General features: G+C 32.6%; 16 protein-coding genes. 2 read left to right on the top strand and 14 right to left on the bottom strand.

The window, feature by feature from the left end:
• The 8 genes from FOT98_RS22650 to FOT98_RS22690 all read right to left on the bottom strand — a co-directional run.
• The coding region (locus FOT98_RS22650) for a nucleotidyltransferase domain-containing protein (protein ID WP_144291152.1) at nt 1–149 on the bottom strand (149 nt) is incomplete at its 3' end.
• Between the two features lie 697 nt (nt 150–846).
• A complete protein-coding gene (pyrE, locus tag FOT98_RS22660; protein ID WP_000993283.1) occupies nt 847–1,515 on the bottom strand; it encodes an orotate phosphoribosyltransferase in 669 nt (222 codons plus the stop codon).
• A 130-nt stretch (nt 1,516–1,645) separates the two neighbouring features.
• Nucleotides 1,646–2,668 (bottom strand): PLP-dependent cysteine synthase family protein, encoded by a 1,023-nt coding sequence (locus FOT98_RS22665; protein WP_000638691.1) that lies wholly within the window; start codon nt 2,666–2,668, stop codon nt 1,646–1,648.
• Between the two features lie 7 nt (nt 2,669–2,675).
• A complete protein-coding gene (locus FOT98_RS22670) occupies nt 2,676–3,872 on the bottom strand; it encodes a M24 family metallopeptidase (protein ID WP_000639935.1) in 1,197 nt (398 codons plus the stop codon).
• 27 nt (nt 3,873–3,899) lie between these two features.
• On the bottom strand, nt 3,900–4,274 hold the full coding sequence (locus FOT98_RS22675; protein WP_046199359.1) for an NUDIX hydrolase: 375 nt from the start codon (nt 4,272–4,274) through the stop codon (nt 3,900–3,902).
• Nucleotides 4,243–5,685, bottom strand: coding sequence for a 4-hydroxyphenylacetate 3-hydroxylase family protein (locus tag FOT98_RS22680; protein WP_000966857.1), 1,443 nt, complete (start codon nt 5,683–5,685; stop codon nt 4,243–4,245). The genes FOT98_RS22675 and FOT98_RS22680 overlap by 32 nt, the downstream gene beginning before the upstream one ends.
• A 54-nt stretch (nt 5,686–5,739) precedes the next feature.
• Complete coding sequence (locus FOT98_RS22685) at nt 5,740–6,501, bottom strand: ParB N-terminal domain-containing protein (RefSeq protein ID WP_000947370.1); 762 nt, start codon at nt 6,499–6,501, stop codon at nt 5,740–5,742.
• A 536-nt stretch (nt 6,502–7,037) separates the two neighbouring features.
• Nucleotides 7,038–7,607: an LOG family protein gene (locus FOT98_RS22690; protein ID WP_000835369.1), complete on the bottom strand. Its 570-nt coding sequence runs from the start codon at nt 7,605–7,607 to the stop codon at nt 7,038–7,040.
• Between the two features lie 277 nt (nt 7,608–7,884).
• Between FOT98_RS22690 and FOT98_RS22695 the strand changes: the two genes are divergently transcribed.
• Nucleotides 7,885–8,325, top strand: a complete 441-nt coding sequence (locus FOT98_RS22695) for a DMT family transporter (protein ID WP_000270082.1) — start codon at nt 7,885–7,887, stop codon at nt 8,323–8,325.
• A gap of 93 nt (nt 8,326–8,418) precedes the next feature.
• Nucleotides 8,419–9,504: a quinone-dependent dihydroorotate dehydrogenase gene (locus FOT98_RS22700; protein ID WP_000271220.1), complete on the top strand. Its 1,086-nt coding sequence runs from the start codon at nt 8,419–8,421 to the stop codon at nt 9,502–9,504.
• An 87-nt stretch (nt 9,505–9,591) separates the two neighbouring features.
• Here FOT98_RS22700 and preA read toward each other — a convergent pair whose 3' ends face one another.
• The 6 genes from preA to FOT98_RS22730 form a co-directional block, all read right to left on the bottom strand.
• The gene (gene preA / locus FOT98_RS22705) at nt 9,592–10,842 is read right to left on the bottom strand and encodes an NAD-dependent dihydropyrimidine dehydrogenase subunit PreA (RefSeq protein WP_000774521.1); all 1,251 of its coding nucleotides are present in this window, start codon (nt 10,840–10,842) and stop codon (nt 9,592–9,594) included.
• Complete coding sequence (locus FOT98_RS22710) at nt 10,842–12,230, bottom strand: NAD(P)-dependent oxidoreductase (RefSeq protein WP_001033874.1); 1,389 nt, start codon at nt 12,228–12,230, stop codon at nt 10,842–10,844. The genes preA and FOT98_RS22710 overlap by 1 nt, the downstream gene beginning before the upstream one ends.
• A gap of 221 nt (nt 12,231–12,451) precedes the next feature.
• Nucleotides 12,452–13,096, bottom strand: a complete 645-nt coding sequence (locus FOT98_RS22715; protein WP_000644049.1) for an HAD family hydrolase — start codon at nt 13,094–13,096, stop codon at nt 12,452–12,454.
• Between the two features lie 2 nt (nt 13,097–13,098).
• Nucleotides 13,099–13,512 (bottom strand): NUDIX hydrolase, encoded by a 414-nt coding sequence (locus FOT98_RS22720; RefSeq protein WP_001069632.1) that lies wholly within the window; start codon nt 13,510–13,512, stop codon nt 13,099–13,101.
• Between the two features lie 10 nt (nt 13,513–13,522).
• Complete coding sequence (locus tag FOT98_RS22725; RefSeq protein ID WP_000569550.1) at nt 13,523–14,953, bottom strand: NAD(P)/FAD-dependent oxidoreductase; 1,431 nt, start codon at nt 14,951–14,953, stop codon at nt 13,523–13,525.
• A 616-nt stretch (nt 14,954–15,569) separates the two neighbouring features.
• Nucleotides 15,570–16,160 (bottom strand): S8 family serine peptidase (locus FOT98_RS22730; RefSeq protein ID WP_144291153.1); only part of this gene is annotated, 591 nt, incomplete at its 5' end.

Below are 16,160 nucleotides of genomic sequence, written 5' to 3' on the forward strand. Positions count from 1 at the left end.
AAAGTTGTGTCACTTAAATAAGCTATATCAATATCACTATCTTCTCGTTCCCTGTTCTCAGCCGTTGATCCAAACACAATTATCCAATAGGGATTCACCGTCTCTTGTAATTTTTCTATAATAGCTGTTATCATGCTTTGAAAAATCATCTCATTAATCCCCCTTAGTATACTTGAATTTTATTATATCATAGCCATTTCTACCATGTTATCCTCTTCAGCAAGACAAAAAATTCCTAAATTAACATCTTGCTGCTTTATAAAATACATTTTAAAGCTTTTAAAAACGTTTCTTCAATTCTTTCTATAACAGACAACTTTGTACAGTTATAATTTCTGTTTGTTCGTATTACTTTAAATATAACAAATCACTATAAAATAAAAAGGATATGAATTCAACTTACTATTGAATTCATATCCTTTGTTCTTACTGAATAAACTATTTTGTCGTATTATAGAAGCAGTTCTAAAGTACCATTTCCAACTTGCAGATGTGAGAAATTTTTTTTAGTTCTATTAGAAATCAATAATAATCCTGACATGATACATAAAATCGCCCAGAATAATGATTCCTCTTTCTCGCCTGTGTTTTGTAACATAAGCTTTTATTCAAAGATTCACCTTTTAATGATTCCTTTGGATTATTTGAACCTTTCGGATCCATTGGAACATTCAGCTCTTCTACTTTTTCATATTCATAAATTACTTCTGTTGTTCCCTCTACATACTTTCCTTCAGTATTTTTTGGCTTTCCTACCAACTTATAGCCTGGGATTTCATATTTTACATTTATCAGTGGCCAAAAAATTTATTCTCTGTTTACTCACCTTTTAATAGATATTATATTTCAATAAACTCCTAAGCTTTCTGATCCATATAATTTTAAATATTCTTGGATTGCAGATAGATGGATATAAGTTTTCCCGTACTCTTTTTCCATATAATTCATTACATCAGAGATTTTAGCTACTGCATATATTTCTACACCATACTTTTTTGATGCCTCTTCTAAGGCTGAAAGTTGAGAATCTAATGCTTTTTCTTCTCTATCAAGAGCAACCAAAAATGCAGATAATTCTCCACCTTCCTTCTCAATAATTTCTTTTGTTTCTTTAATTGTTCTACCTGAAGTAATAACGTCATCTACTGCAAGTATTTTCTTTCCTTTTAGAGATGTTCCAATAATATTTCCGCCTTCACCATGGTTTTTTGCTTCTTTACGATTAAATGCATAATTCACTCGTAAGCCATGTTTATAAAACAAAGCCATCGATGCAGATAGAGAAATTGGAATCCCTTTATACGCAGGTCCAAAAATAACATCAAACTTAATGTCATTTTCTATAATATTAGAAGCATAGGATTCTCCTAATCTAGATAATTTAACCGAGTCATCAAATGATCCAAAATTAAAGAAATACGGACTATGACGTCCTGATTTCAATTCAAAATCGCCAAATTTAAGAATATTTTCCTCAAAAATGAACTTTATAAATTGCTCCTTATTGGCATTCATTTCACTAGTTGCCTCCTTATTAATAGAAATTACATATATTTATGTGCTTAGGTAGTTATTTCCTGTTTTTTAAACTTATAATATAGACTAGTTTACTTAATATAAGCCATGGATTTAAAAACTATGCTTTTCAGACTAAAGTTTTACTTTCTAGGTTGTCTGTTGTCATAAATTGCTTCGCATTTATCCTTTGTTGAAGCTGTTCTTTTTCTAATAATATTATTCCTCTTTGCTCTAACCAGATATCATCATAAATTTGATCCAAATAGTTTACTCCTGTGTCTGGAATAATTGTCACAGCTGCCTTTGCACTACTATTTTGTAGCCATGCTAATGCTGAAAAGACTGATAACCCGCCAGAACCACCTATCATAATGCCATACTCTTTAGCTAATATGCGACAAGTTGAAATTGCTTCTTGATCACTTGCTATACAAACTTGATCTATCACTTCTAAATTCGTATTTTGACCTCTCCAGCTCAGCCCGACCCCATTAATTAAGTACGGATTAAATTGATTTTGGAATACAGCAGAACCTTTAACATCACAAGCAATTACATTTATTTCAGGGTTAAAACGTTTGATAAATTTTCCAATTCCGCACAAATGTCCACCTGTGCTTACTGCTCCTACAACAGAATCAATAGGTAAATCGACAATTTCTTTACCAGTAGTTTCAGCATGAAAATTAGGGTTATCGGGATTATCATATTGATTTGTCCAATATGCATTAGGATATTGTGATATGAGTTCTTTCACACGTTGAATTCTCGCTTTTTGGAACCCACCATTTTCATCTGGATTTTTTACCATCTCAACTCGAGCACCATATGCGTTATACCATTTTAATAAGTTAGAACTAATCTTTGGGTCCACAACAATAATTACCTGAAATCCATACACAGCGCCTAACATTGCTAGAGATTTACCCAAATTTCCCGAAGTTGATTCTATTAAAATATCACCTTTTTGAATTTTCCCACTTTTTATAGCGGCTTTTACTAATCCAAGGGCTGTTCTATCTTTTACGCTGAAATTCGGATTAAAATAATCCAGTTTTAAATATAATTTTTTACCATAAGGTACTAAATCACTTTTGAAATCTACTACGGGTGTATTTCCAATGCATTCTGTAATATTATCATATATCATACATTTATCACTCCACGATTTTGATATGCCCTTTTGTGCGAGTTAACACTTTATTACCACTAGAAGAAATCAAAACTGGATCCTCTACATGTAAGGCTCCTAAACCAAACTCATAATATGGCGTTTCTACAGATAAGACCATTCCTTCTTCAATTACATCCTCATTATTTGGAGCAAGTATAGGCAACTCATAAGGCTCCAATCCTATACCATGTCCCACATGATGTCTTCTATATTCCGTGAAACCAGATTTATAAACTGCATTCATCGTTAAGTCAAAAACATCTGCCCCCTTCATGCCAGGCTCAATCTCTTGCATAGCTATACATTGGCCTTGATAAAGAGCATTAAATTTATCATATTCCGGTTTCATATACTTATATGATAAGACTCGAGCAATATCAGCCCAGTATCCATCACATACAATATCGCAGTCGAACCAAATTAGGTCACCTGGCATTAATTTAACGTCTTTACTTTGTCTCCGCTGACCTCCCACAGCATGTCTTCCTACCTTAATCATCGGTAAAACAGGCAATGCTCCCTTTTTGGCGATAGAACAATTAAAAATGTCTGCTATTTCATATTCACTTATGCCTTCAAATAAATTATTTGTTACATCTTCAATTGCATTTTCAATACAATTTGCCGAATAAGTCAGTGCCTGAATTTCATGATTTGTTTTTATAGATCTAACATGTCTTAAAATATTTGAAACAGGATTTATACTACTTTTCTTAAAATAATTACTAATCGTATTAATATGATTTGGTTGCATTCCGTCTTCATCTATACCTATGTTGCAATGTTCAACATCTATATCTTTTAAAAGAGCAATCAATGCTTCAATTCCATTAGAATAGCTCGCATCAACATTAGATAATAGTTTTAGTTGCTCTTCTTCTTCAGTCAGAGGAATGTTATTTGGATATTCTCTAAAAAAAACTCCATAAGTATATACTTTTCCTACTTGCACTCGTGCATCTAATACTTGATCAATTTCTCCAATAGAATGTACAAGATGCACAACTTCAGGACTATCAATTGTAACAATTGCATAACATTGTCCAAAGTATGGATTTAATGTCTTTACGACTGGCTGAAACCCAGTAAAATAACGAATATTTTCTTTCGTAGCAGCAATAATGACATCTAAATTATTTTGTTTCATCTTATTAACTAAACGTTCTATATTATAAATCAATGTAGTTGTTCACCCCAATATTAATAATTAATCCCAGCTTTTTATTAATTCCAACACTGCTGGAGCTAATAAATTCGCTTCCTTACATTCAATCCAATCCACTTCACTAATCTCTGCCTTAGGTTGAATTTCCCCTTCCCAATCTGCAGAAAAACAAACTAGATCAACTAACGCTTCTTCATTATATGCTGGTCCAGTAACTGTATATAAATATTGAATACTCTTCGGTATTAGTTTTATATTTAATTCCTCACGTATCTCTCTTTTTAAAGCTTCACTAGCTATCTCGCCTTGTTCAATCTTCCCACCTGGTAAATACCAATGCTGATTATCTCGTACCCTTACCAATAACAATTTACTGTTTTCTTTTTTAACGAGACATGCACACTTTATTCGTTTCACTCTTCAAAATCCTTTCCACCATGCTATACATTTGACCTTTTTCATATGAAAGATAATGCCCAGCTGCTATACGCATTGGATCACCAGCATGGTAGTACTCATATACTAATTGACGCTGACCAAAAGCGTCTCCCGAAGCATCCCATGCTAAATTAAGTAGCATCGTTCTTTCTTTTGCATCAAATTCACCAGTTGAAAGAGCCATCATTAAGTAATCTCCATTTTCATTAAAGAAATCTTCATGATGAGGTGTCGCAAGCATAGAACCAGCAGCTAGAGATTGAATACATTTCACCATTTTTTCATACATTTTTGGGAAATTATATCTAATAGCTTGAATTGCATTAATACTTGGTGTAATTACTCCTTCAGGACTCATATATGCGTCCTGCTCACTTAATACGATACTTGCTTTTAATAACTCTACATAAGATGTTAACTCTCCTAATTTTTCTTGCACATTTATAAATTGATTAAGTTTTAGCATTTCAGCTAGTTTAATTGCAATACCAGTCAATAGTTCGGCCTTTGCAAGTCCCCTTACAATTCCTTGATGTCCTGTATGATGCCTTGCAAAAGTCTTATCATAAAATTGATTAGATTTTTCTACATCCCTAAATATAAGAACTCTATCCCAAGGAACAAACACTTCATCTAATAATAAGTAAGCATCTATTTCATCAAATTGATTTGTCAATGGATGATCAAACTTATCATATCCCTCTTTCACTAATGGTTTCCTGCAAATTACTTTTAATCCTGGAGAATTTACAGGTATAGTAAATGCTACTGCATAATTCTCATCACCAGCTTTAAGCCCCGGCATATTAAAAATTAGTAGTTCATCTGCAATTGGTGCTAAAGTAACAATCATTTTTGCACCCTTAACCACAATTCCGGATGCATCATAACGCACCACATGTACTCCTGCAAAATCATGCTCTTGTGCACCTAAAGCTTTTGAACGATCAATCTGTGGATTAATTGATCCATGTGCTATAAATAAATTATTTTTCTTTACATGCTTATAATATTGCTTTGCATTTTCAGTGTAATTTGCATATTCCCCGCTTCCGAAAAAACCAGCATGGGCAGATATTGTAGCTACTGCCGCATTAATAAAATCAGGTGTTCTACCAAGCATTCCATAAGATATATCAGCTATTTCTTTATAAGCCTTTCTTTTTCTTTCTAAATCCTCTATATTTTTCGGAACTAGTAAACTAATTGAGCAATGTTGTCCATCTTCATCTATAAAACTATGCTCTTCTGGTTTCTCATTCTGCAAACTGTAATACTGTTCTACACAATGAATCGCTCCTTCAAATGCTGAGTGTTTTGATACGTCCTTAATTAATTCGCCATTTAAATATACTTTTCGATTATCATTAGTTCTTTCTCTATACAACATTTAAAATACCTCCAAAATTATGAATATTTAGTTTTTCAGAAAAATAATTCTTTTTTAAATCTCACATAAATATATTGGATCTGTATACAATCTAATAGATTCTTTCCAGAGACTTAACATCTCTTTCCAATCTTCTTCTACATAATCTTCACGGATAATAAAACTTAAAGGTACATTTAAATTTAAAAAACGTCCACAATTTATTGTAAATTTTGTAACACCAGCAGGAAGTAAGATACCTTCTTCTACTACTTGAGCGATTTGTTTTAAACTTAAAGAAGGATAACGAATAACAATACCATCTTCTTTTAACTCATTATTGGAAATACGTTGAAAATGATATTTATCTGTATATACATTTACAATTTGTTTCCACAAATCTACCATTAAGGTCAAATCTAATTGATTCATAAACTTAGAATAAATATAATAATTATTCCCATCAATTGTAATAATCGCTAAAAAATCTTGTTTTTGAATAGGAACATCGCTCCAATATAAATTAGGATTTTCTTTTAAATCTGCAATAAAGTTTCTGTCATTTGGAATATAGTGTGCCCATGAATCAATAGATATCAATTCTGATTCCACTACTTGAACAACCATTCTCTTACAATTTAGAGCTTGCAGAGAAGATGTTCTATGTGCACCATCAAGTATTAAATACTTGCCATTATTTATTTGTAAAGCAATAGGTGGATTCTTTAGCTTTTGTTCATCTTTAATTTTTTTACAAATTGATTTTAACCTCTCTACCTCATATTCTTCATGTAAAAATATTTGTTCGATTGGCACTACCTTTAATGCAGATAACACAGATTTCCCTCCCTGGTTTCTTAAATATCTTGCTAGTAAAAGCAATAAATTCGTTACGCATATTCAATGCATTCTATTTCAATCCATTAATTCATGAGGTTAAACAGATATCAATAGTCTAATAATTCCCAAACTTCCAATGATTAATAATATATCAAACAAAAAATGCAGATTCAATAATATATCGGAAAATTTATTATTTTTTTACAAAAAAGTAATTGTCTGACATCACTCCTCAGATTTCATACATTTCATTTTTCATGCTTCCTCTAAAACTACTAGTATTATCATAAATTTAAAGCTTCTCTCAATTAAAAGTACAGATTACAGTGTAATAAAATCTACTTGGTAATATACTTAGTTTTTATATTTGTAAACTAATATCATCAGAAAAAAACTTGATAAAATTTTGTTAGAATTTTTTTATTATTAATTGATATAAACGTTTGTTATATCAAATTTTATTTTTCAAACAAAAAAAGAGGGAACTATTGTAAGTCCCCCTCTTTCCTTATTAAAAATTATATTAATCCTCTTCATTTAACCCATTTATTCACTATAATATGATTATAATTTTTCATTTTCTTTAAAAGATCTTCTACATTTGTTGAAGAAAGAATTAAACTAAGATTTTCAGGTCTTGCAAATCCTTTTTCAACTGTATGTTGTAACATATCAATTAAAGGATCAAAGAAACCGTCAACGTTAAGTAGTCCAACTGGCTTTTTATGTATACCAATTTGTCCCCAAGATAAAACTTCGAACATTTCTTCATAAGTTCCATATCCACCAGGCAATACAATAAATCCATCAGCCATATCATTCATTTTTTGTTTACGTGAATGCATAGAGTCCACAACTATTAAATCCGTAATACCTTGATGCGCAATTTCTTTATCACGTAAAAATTCAGGGATAATTCCCACTACATTTCCACCAACTTGTAAAGCAGAATTTGCTACACTCCCCATCAATCCTACTTTTCCTCCACCATAAATTAATGTGATATTTTTTTCACCTAAATATTTACCTAACTTTTCTGCTGCATTTTTATACTCTTCACTTTCCCCATAATTTGATCCACAAAATACACATATTGATTTCATAATTTTAACCCCTCATTTCTAAAAATATATTTCTCCATTATTATTGCTAACACTAATAATCATAACAAAGAAATTCTATTATTTTCTACGTAAAAATATTAAGAAATAAATTTCATATCTGAAAAATCAGCCTAAAAAACATTTGAATAACACCCATCCATGGAATATAATGGGTGAGGCAACCTCGCATTCCCATAAAAACTATTAATTTTAAAAAATAATATTACATACTTGTTCTATATTTAACAAATTTATATAAGTAAGGAGATATTTTATTATGTGGGTTTTATTCTTAATATTTGCCTTCTTGGCTGGACTTGCTTTGCCTATTCAATTTAGTATTAACGCTCAATTGCGTACTGTTGTAGGATCACCTCTTGTTGCTGCGACTATTTCCTTTATAGTTGGAGCGATTACCTTATTTACCGTTTCATTATTTAAAGCTGGTTTTAGTTTGAATAAAGGGATTGCTTCTGCACCATGGTGGGTGTGGACTGGCGGTGTTTTGGGAGCATTTTATGTACTTGCTACCATTATTCTTATTCCAAGAATTGGAGCAGGAACTACCGTTGCGTTAGTGCTTGCCGGGCAGATTGTTGCATCTGTATTAATAGATCATTTTGGTCTAATTAATGTGCCTATACATCTTTTGTCCATGCCACGTATTCTTGGTGCTATTTTAGTTATTATAGGTGTTGTACTTATCCAAAAGTTTTAATTATAAACCATCTAGACTACACTTTACATTGTTCATTTTAGATAGAGAGTTTTTATCGTTCTTTTTATTTTATTTGAAGGGAAGATTCTAACCATGTATGCAAATATCCGCAATTTATTATTTAAGATGGACCCTGAAAAAGCTCATACGAGAACTATTCATGCTCTAAAAATGATGCAATCATTTTCATTTGCTAGAAATATGTACAATAAAAATATGAGATTAAATGATTCTAGATTGGAATGTAAATTACTAGATATTAAATTTCCTAATCCTATTGGTTTGGCTGCAGGGTTTGACAAATTTGCTGATGTATACCCAGGTCTTGCATCCCTTGGATTTGGATCAGTTGAAGTAGGTTCTATCACACCTAAACCTCAATCTGGAAATCCTAAACCACGCTTATATCGTTTACCTGAGGATACGGCACTTATTAACCGTATGGGTTTTAATAGTGAGGGCTTGGATAGAGCAAAGCAAAACTTCATGACTTTACCACGTCCCAATATTCCTCTAGGGATAAATTTAGGGAAAAATAAAGATACTCCAAACTCAGATGCGACTTTAGACTATCAAAAGGGATTGGAAACACTATATTCCTATGGTGACTATTTTGTCATTAATATTAGTTCTCCAAACACTGAAGGATTAAGAGACTTACAATATGTCGATACTTTAAAACCATTATTAGCTTCTATATTAGATAAACGTAATGAGCTGTGTAAAAAACATAATCAATATCGTCCTATTATTTTAAAAATTGCTCCTGATTTAACTCCAGAACAACTAGAAGGAGTTATTTCAATAATTCAAGAGGTAAAAATTGATGCAGTTATCGCAGCGAACACAACTATAAGTCGCACTAATCTAAATTCAAAATTTCAAAAACAAAATGGTGGTTTAAGCGGTAAACCATTAAATCATCGTTCTACAGAAATTATTTCTAAAATCTATCGACAGACTCAAGGAAATTTGCCCATTATAGGATCTGGTGGAGTATTTACTGGAGAAGATGCATATGAAAAAATTAAGTCTGGCGCTTCACTTATTCAAATCTATACTAGTATGATTTATCGTGGTCCCTCTGTTGCAAAGCATATTAATCAAGAAATCTTAACTTTACTAGAAAAAGATGGACTCACTAATATTACTGAAGCTATTGGTCTATATCATAAATAAATACTGCCCTGATTCAATTTTTGAATCAGGGCAGCATTTATTGTAATAACCTTGTGTATTCTTCTTTGGACGTTTAATTTTTATTAGCTATTTTATTGAAGCTTGAAGCTCATTCCAAGTTATTGGTTCTTTACTTGTAGTTTCAATCATATCAATTGCTCCATCAACAGGACAAACAATAGAACATAAATTACACCCTACACAATCCTCTTCACGAACCTTAAGAAATTTACTTCCATTATCGTTAGTAAATATCTCAATACACTGATGTGATGTATCTTCACAAGAAATATAACATTTATTACATTTTATACAAACATCATCATTGATTCTTGCTACCACATGATAACTTAGATTAAGATCCCCCCAATTAGAGTATCTTGGTACAGATTTCCCTACTATATCCATCACAGAAGAAATTCCCTTTTCATCTAAATAATTATTTAAACCGTCTAACATATCTTCTATAATACTAAAACCATGATGCATAGCAGCTGTACAAACTTGTACGCTTGTTGATCCCATTAATATAAACTCTACCGTGTCACGCCAATTAGAAATCCCCCCCATACCTGAAATTGGTACATTGATTTCAGGATGACGTGCACACTCTGCAACCATATTCAATGCAATTGGCTTCACAGCTGGGCCACAATATCCACCATGCGCTCCTTTTCCATCTACATGCGGAATGGGATTCCATGTATCAATATTAACTCCCATTAGACTGTTAATTGTATTAATCATACTAACTGCATCTGCTCCCCCCTGTACGGCTGCATATGCGGTTTCTGTAATATCTGTAATATTAGGTGTTAACTTTACAATCACTGGTACTTCTGCTACTTCTTTTACCCAATATGTCTGCTTTTCTACAAGATCAGGTACTTGCCCAGATGCAGATCCCATTCCACGCTCAGCCATTCCATGAGGACAACCAAAATTCAGTTCAAATCCATCGACTCCTACATCTTGTACCCTTTTAACAATCTCGTGCCATTGATGTTGCTTCGGTTCTACCATAAGTGAAGCTATAATTGTATGATTCGGAAACTTCTTCTTTGTGTCATAAATTTCTCTCAAGTTTTCTTCAAGGGGACGATCTGAAATTAATTCAATATTATTAAATCCAGCAACTTTTTTCCCTTGAAAATTTGTAGCAGAAAAACGAGAAGAGACATTTACAACTGGTGCACCTAACGTTTTCCAAACAGCTCCTCCCCATCCTGCCGCAAAAGCCCTTTGTACTTGGTATCCTGAATTTGTTGGTGGTGCCGATGCTAGCCAGAACGGATTGGGAGATTTTATCCCTGCTAGGTTAATAGACAAATCCGCCATTATAAAACCTCCTTCATCATTCCATCTAATTTGTAACCAAACACATATTTATGAATAGCATATGCTGTTTGTTTACCTTGCTCTGCCGCACTAACCACCATTGCTTCACCTTGACCATCACCAAAAACAACATCCCCTGCAGCAAAAATTTTTGGATTAGATGTTTGGTTTGTTTTTGGATTGATTTTAACAATACCTTTATTATGAAGGAGACCAAATTCTTCAATTAATTTAATATAACGCGTCTGCCCAATCGCCTTAATTACTGCATCCACTTCAATAATAAATTCCGAACCCTCAATAGGAATTGACCTACGACGCCCAGAAGAGTCTTCTGCTCCCAATTCCATACGTATACATTCCAATTGCTTTACATGTCCATTTTCATCACCAATAATTCGTTTTGGTTGTGTTAACCACTTAAATTCTACTCCATCTTGTTTAGCAAACTCATATTCAAATTGATATGCAGGCATTTCTTCCTGGGTACGACGATAAATCATTTTTACATTTTCAGCTCCCAACCGAACTGAACAAGTTGCTGCATCAATTGCTGTATTTCCTGCACCAATAACTGCAATACGCGAACCTAAGAACCGACTAGTGGGCTCTTTACTTTTTGTATTTTCAACAAATTGGATTGCATCATATACTCCCTTCAAATTTTCCCCTTCTATATTAAGATTTGGTACAGAAGACATACCAATCGCTAAAACAATTACGTCAAAACTATTCATTAGTTCTGATACTATAATATCCTTACCCACTTTTGTGTTAGTAAGAATTTTAACACCTAATTTCTTAACTTGATCAACTTCCCACAATGATACTTCTTGCGGCAATCGAAAAGATACTATTCCATAAGTATCCAATCCCCCAGCTTTTTCTTTTGCTTCAAAAATTGTAACAGTATAGCCTAACCTTGCTAATTCTCGCGCAGCTGATAAGCCTGCTGGGCCACTCCCAACAATAGCAATGGTTTTCCCCTTTTTTTCTCCCTCCTTAAACAACTGGACTTCATTTTTCATTGTCCAATTTGTAACATGGCGCTGTAAATCTCCTATCTTTATTGGTTGAGATGCTTCATTTAATACACATGCCCCTTCACATAGTTCTTCAGTTGGACACACTCTTGCACAAGTTGCTCCAACTGGATTAGCCTCAAAAATTACGCGAGCAGACCCTTTTAAGTTATCTGTAGTAATCTTTTTAATGAAAGAAGGAATATCTATGCTTGTAGGACAAGCTTTTATACATGGAGCATCGTAACAATATAGACATCGATTTGCCTCTTCTATTACCTCTTTAAATGTTAAATCTGGTTTCACCTCAAGAAAGTTATGTTTTATATCTTCTATCGCACTATAAACTTTAGATATTTTATTCATACCTTCTCCCCCTCAGTAACAATTTAATTAGTAAATTTCAAGCTATCTTACTCAATGAAAATCTATATGCACATACCATTGCTTATAAATAAAAAAGGATAAGACAATTCACTGTATCTTATCCTCTATTTAGTTTCACACTTTATAAATTTTGAAAAGACAAAATGGAAACTAAAATTTTTCTTCAATCTTATTTGATTACAATTCTATCTCAAAATAAACTACCATTTATTTTCTAATTTTTGATTTAATAGCTCTAATAGTTCACTTGGTGTATTAAATACAAAATTTGGCTCCTGTATAACTAGTTTTTCAAACATACCTTCTCCCCATAATGCTGCTCCACTCTTCATTTGAGAAGCATGAGCAGCTTGTATATCAGTAATTTGATCGCCAATATACATGCATTGTTTAGGGTCTATATTTAATTCCTTAGCTGCTTGAATAAGTGGTAAAGGATGCGGTTTACTTTCTACACAATCTTCTACCGTTAAAACACTCTGAAAGTATGAGTGAATTTTATTATTTTCCAATTCACTATTCGCAAAATGTTTCAACTGTGATGTAACTATTCCTAATTTATAATCCTTCATTAACAAACTCTCAAGCATATTTTCTATCCCATCATATAGCTTCACTTTATAAATATTTTCTTGATAATAGTGAAGAATATGAGATTTAATTAAATCCGATTTATCAGGGAATCGGCTTAAAAATAGAGCTATCGGCTTTCCAACTAGTTCTTCTTTCTCCTCTACAGTTAGTGGTCTCCCTAATACCTCTTTAAAACCAAAATTATACGCCTCTTTTGCTAACCATTCACTGTTAACTAATGTGCCATCTAAATCCATTATGATAGCTTTCACTATTAGCACTTCCTTACATTTTCTTTTCTATACGCTTCTAAAGCCTTAATTGTTGTAAGTGTTAATGGTTTTGGCAGATCATTTAAAGAAAACCATCCGATTTCAAGTATCTTATCTGGTTCCATTCTTTTAACTACGCCATCATTTACCGTTGCAGTATATGTTGGACAAACCCAATGCACTTCTTGTTCTTTTATAATATGATCTGTTACGCATAATAAAGATTCTAATTTTATATCTAAGTTTGTTTCTTCTTTGATTTCTCTAACAACTGTATCTTCTACAGTTTCCATCCACTCTACTTTTCCTCCTGGAATACTCCAGTGCATTCTCTCAGGATTTGTATTACGTAATATTAATAGTAATTTCTCGTTTTCATCAATAATAAATGCTCCTACTCCAACTCTTGGATTCAAATAACCACTCCTAACTTTTTACTAATTCTTTATTTCTGGTATGAATATCTCTAGCTATTACTACTCCAGTAGTCGCGGCTTGAATAATCCCTCTTGCCCATCCAATGGCATCTCCAGCTACATAAAATCCTGAAATATTCGTACGTAAATGTTCATCTACATGTACTTTATCCCAACATAATTCCCATACTGGGGCATGTAGTAAAGTATCTTTTGTAATTAACTTATTTGATAAACCAGATAATTTCCCTAAAAAGCTTTCTATATGATTTGTTACATAATCAGGAAGTACCCATCTTAAGTTAACCGGTGTAGCTTCTGGAAGCGTTGATTGGATTGAATTATTTTCTAGCCCCTCCTTACTTGTAGGACGATTTGCAATAAAGTCTTCGTATCTCTGTACAATCGTTCCCCCATAACCCGAGGCCCTATTAATTGCTTGTATAATTCCCAATTGCATTCCCATTGGATCAACATAATCTGGGAAACTTTGTCTTACTAACACACCAAAATTCGCATTATCAGATTTTTTATCTCTAAAAGAAAATCCACTGATTGTACAAATTTTTTCGTTAGGAACATAAGAATCATAGTAACAATTAACTAGATATCCTCCATTACACATACAAAACGTTCTTACTTCAGCTCCATCATCCATCTTCGTTTTTATTTTAGCGTCTAAATGAGTTTCCGACAATGCAACTATACCTTCTCTTTCAGTTTCCACTCGAACACCTAATTCAATTTCATTAAAAGAATAATTTACATTTAATTTATCCATTATATTTCTTAAAACATGACCAGAAGCTTTTCCAGTTGCCATGACTAAATTACTTGAAGAAATTTGATACTCTTCTCCCCTTCTATTTCTTAAAGTAGAGATAAAAATATCTTCTTTCTTTTCTACGCTTTTTAATTTTGTTTGGGTTAGTAGATTTAGTCCACCATTGACTAACTCCTCTTCTAGCTCAATACAATATTCAATAATACCTTCTGTACCAATATGATAGACATCATAACATTTCCAGTCTAATTTATTATCTGTAGCCTGTTGTATCATACATGAATCTTGCGATTCATCTGCTTTTGTTTGCTTAATTCCATCATTATTCATTTTAGAAATAAATGGGTCTAAAACATAATTATTTAATTCAATTACTTTTTCTTCGCTTCCAAGAAGCTTAACTAAACCACTACCTGCTGGAAAAGATGATAATTTTCCATCTGAATACATTCCAGCACCACCAACCCCCTCAACAACATGACAAATATTACATTGTGTACAATTCCCTTTATTAACCAAAGGGCAATATCTCTTTTTAATAGATCTTCCACTATCAACTAAAGCTACTGTCTGATTAGAAATCCCTAGTAATTCTTTTGCCAGAAATAATCCAGCTGGTCCTGCACCAACGATAAGTACATCAACATGTTCAATCATAATTTCCCCCTGTAAAAAATGTAATATATAACCATATAAAACGGATTCTACCACAATTTTACAATTTATAATTTTATAAATAAAAGACGGAATTTTCAATATAAAACACTATCCCAAAGACATTTCCTCCCTTTATATAATTAAATATATTTTTATTCCTTAGCTTTTTACTTTTTAAGCGTATGAAAAGCGATAGCCACGGTAGGTGTAGAGCCATAAACTTTTGATAGCTTGATAATAAGGTTGGGGAAGAAAATAGATTGGGAAAATTGATCCATTCGTTTCCTGTTTAAAATATCAACAGTATTAACGGAATAGCCATACTGAACATCTTACTTTGAAGTAAGACTCAGGAAGACGAAAGATTACTTTTGCCGTGAAACTGGGAAGCTTTTACTCCAAGGTTTACTAAAAAGCAATTAGTTTATGAATCTTTTCTACTAAATATAAATCGACAATAAAGTGATTAAATTTAAAAACTCAAACAAGTATAACCCCTTCCTAAATTTAGGAAGGGGTTATACTTGTTTGAGTTTCGATGTAAAATACTTCACTACACTAAGAACACAACAATATATTCATTTAAAAATCTATTTAACTCTTCCTAATTAACCAATTATTCTGGGAAAATAAAGCTAGAGTCCCCTTCACTATTAGCGGAATCTTCTTTTGGGAATGTAATAGTTGATCCTTCATTTCCCTTATTCCCTTTATTTATCTCTTGTTCCTCAGGAAATACAATGGAAGAATCATTACTTAAGTTTGGTAAAAAACCCAGTTTAGATAAAATGGCTTTTAAGTCAGGTAAAACACCAATTTTATCAGAGATTGGATCGTTAGATTTCGTTCCAGTACTAGGGTCGCTTAAAATATTTCTAAGCTGGCTTGGTGTATATACTTTTCCCTTATTATTTTTTGCAATTCCTTGAATTGATGCAGCAGCACCAGCAATAATAGGTGATGCGCTAGATGTTCCACTAAAGCTAGAAGTATATAGATTTGTTGTAAATTCACTTGGTTTAGCATCTGTAGTATCAACTGCATTCCCCCATCCATACACATCCACTCTACTACCGTAATTAGAGAAATATGAACGTTTATGAGGAACCCTTGCAGAAGCTGCTCCAACCATAATTGCCCCTGAATCTTTAAAATCAGGACTATTACGATTTAAAACTTGTTTACCATTACGGTCTCTGAATTGATC

Source organism: Bacillus sp. HY001 (assembly GCF_007558965.1).
GTDB classification, from domain to species: Bacteria; Bacillota; Bacilli; order Bacillales; family Bacillaceae_G; genus Bacillus_A; species Bacillus_A mobilis.

Excerpts from the sequence above, each read along its gene's own strand:
- pyrE (WP_000993283.1), bottom strand. The coding sequence starts at position 1,515 with ATGAATGCCAATAAGGAGCAATTTATAAAGTTCATTTTTGAGGAAAAT.
- FOT98_RS22665 (WP_000638691.1), bottom strand. The coding sequence starts at position 2,668 with ATGATATATGATAATATTACAGAATGCATTGGAAATACACCCGTAGTA.
- FOT98_RS22680 (WP_000966857.1), bottom strand. The coding sequence starts at position 5,685 with ATGTTGTATAGAGAAAGAACTAATGATAATCGAAAAGTATATTTAAAT.
- FOT98_RS22690 (WP_000835369.1), bottom strand. The coding sequence starts at position 7,607 with ATGAAATCAATATGTGTATTTTGTGGATCAAATTATGGGGAAAGTGAA.
- FOT98_RS22695 (WP_000270082.1), top strand. The coding sequence starts at position 7,885 with ATGTGGGTTTTATTCTTAATATTTGCCTTCTTGGCTGGACTTGCTTTG.
- FOT98_RS22700 (WP_000271220.1), top strand. The coding sequence starts at position 8,419 with ATGTATGCAAATATCCGCAATTTATTATTTAAGATGGACCCTGAAAAA.
- preA (WP_000774521.1), bottom strand. The coding sequence starts at position 10,842 with ATGGCGGATTTGTCTATTAACCTAGCAGGGATAAAATCTCCCAATCCG.
- FOT98_RS22710 (WP_001033874.1), bottom strand. The coding sequence starts at position 12,230 with ATGAATAAAATATCTAAAGTTTATAGTGCGATAGAAGATATAAAACAT.
- FOT98_RS22725 (WP_000569550.1), bottom strand. The coding sequence starts at position 14,953 with ATGATTGAACATGTTGATGTACTTATCGTTGGTGCAGGACCAGCTGGA.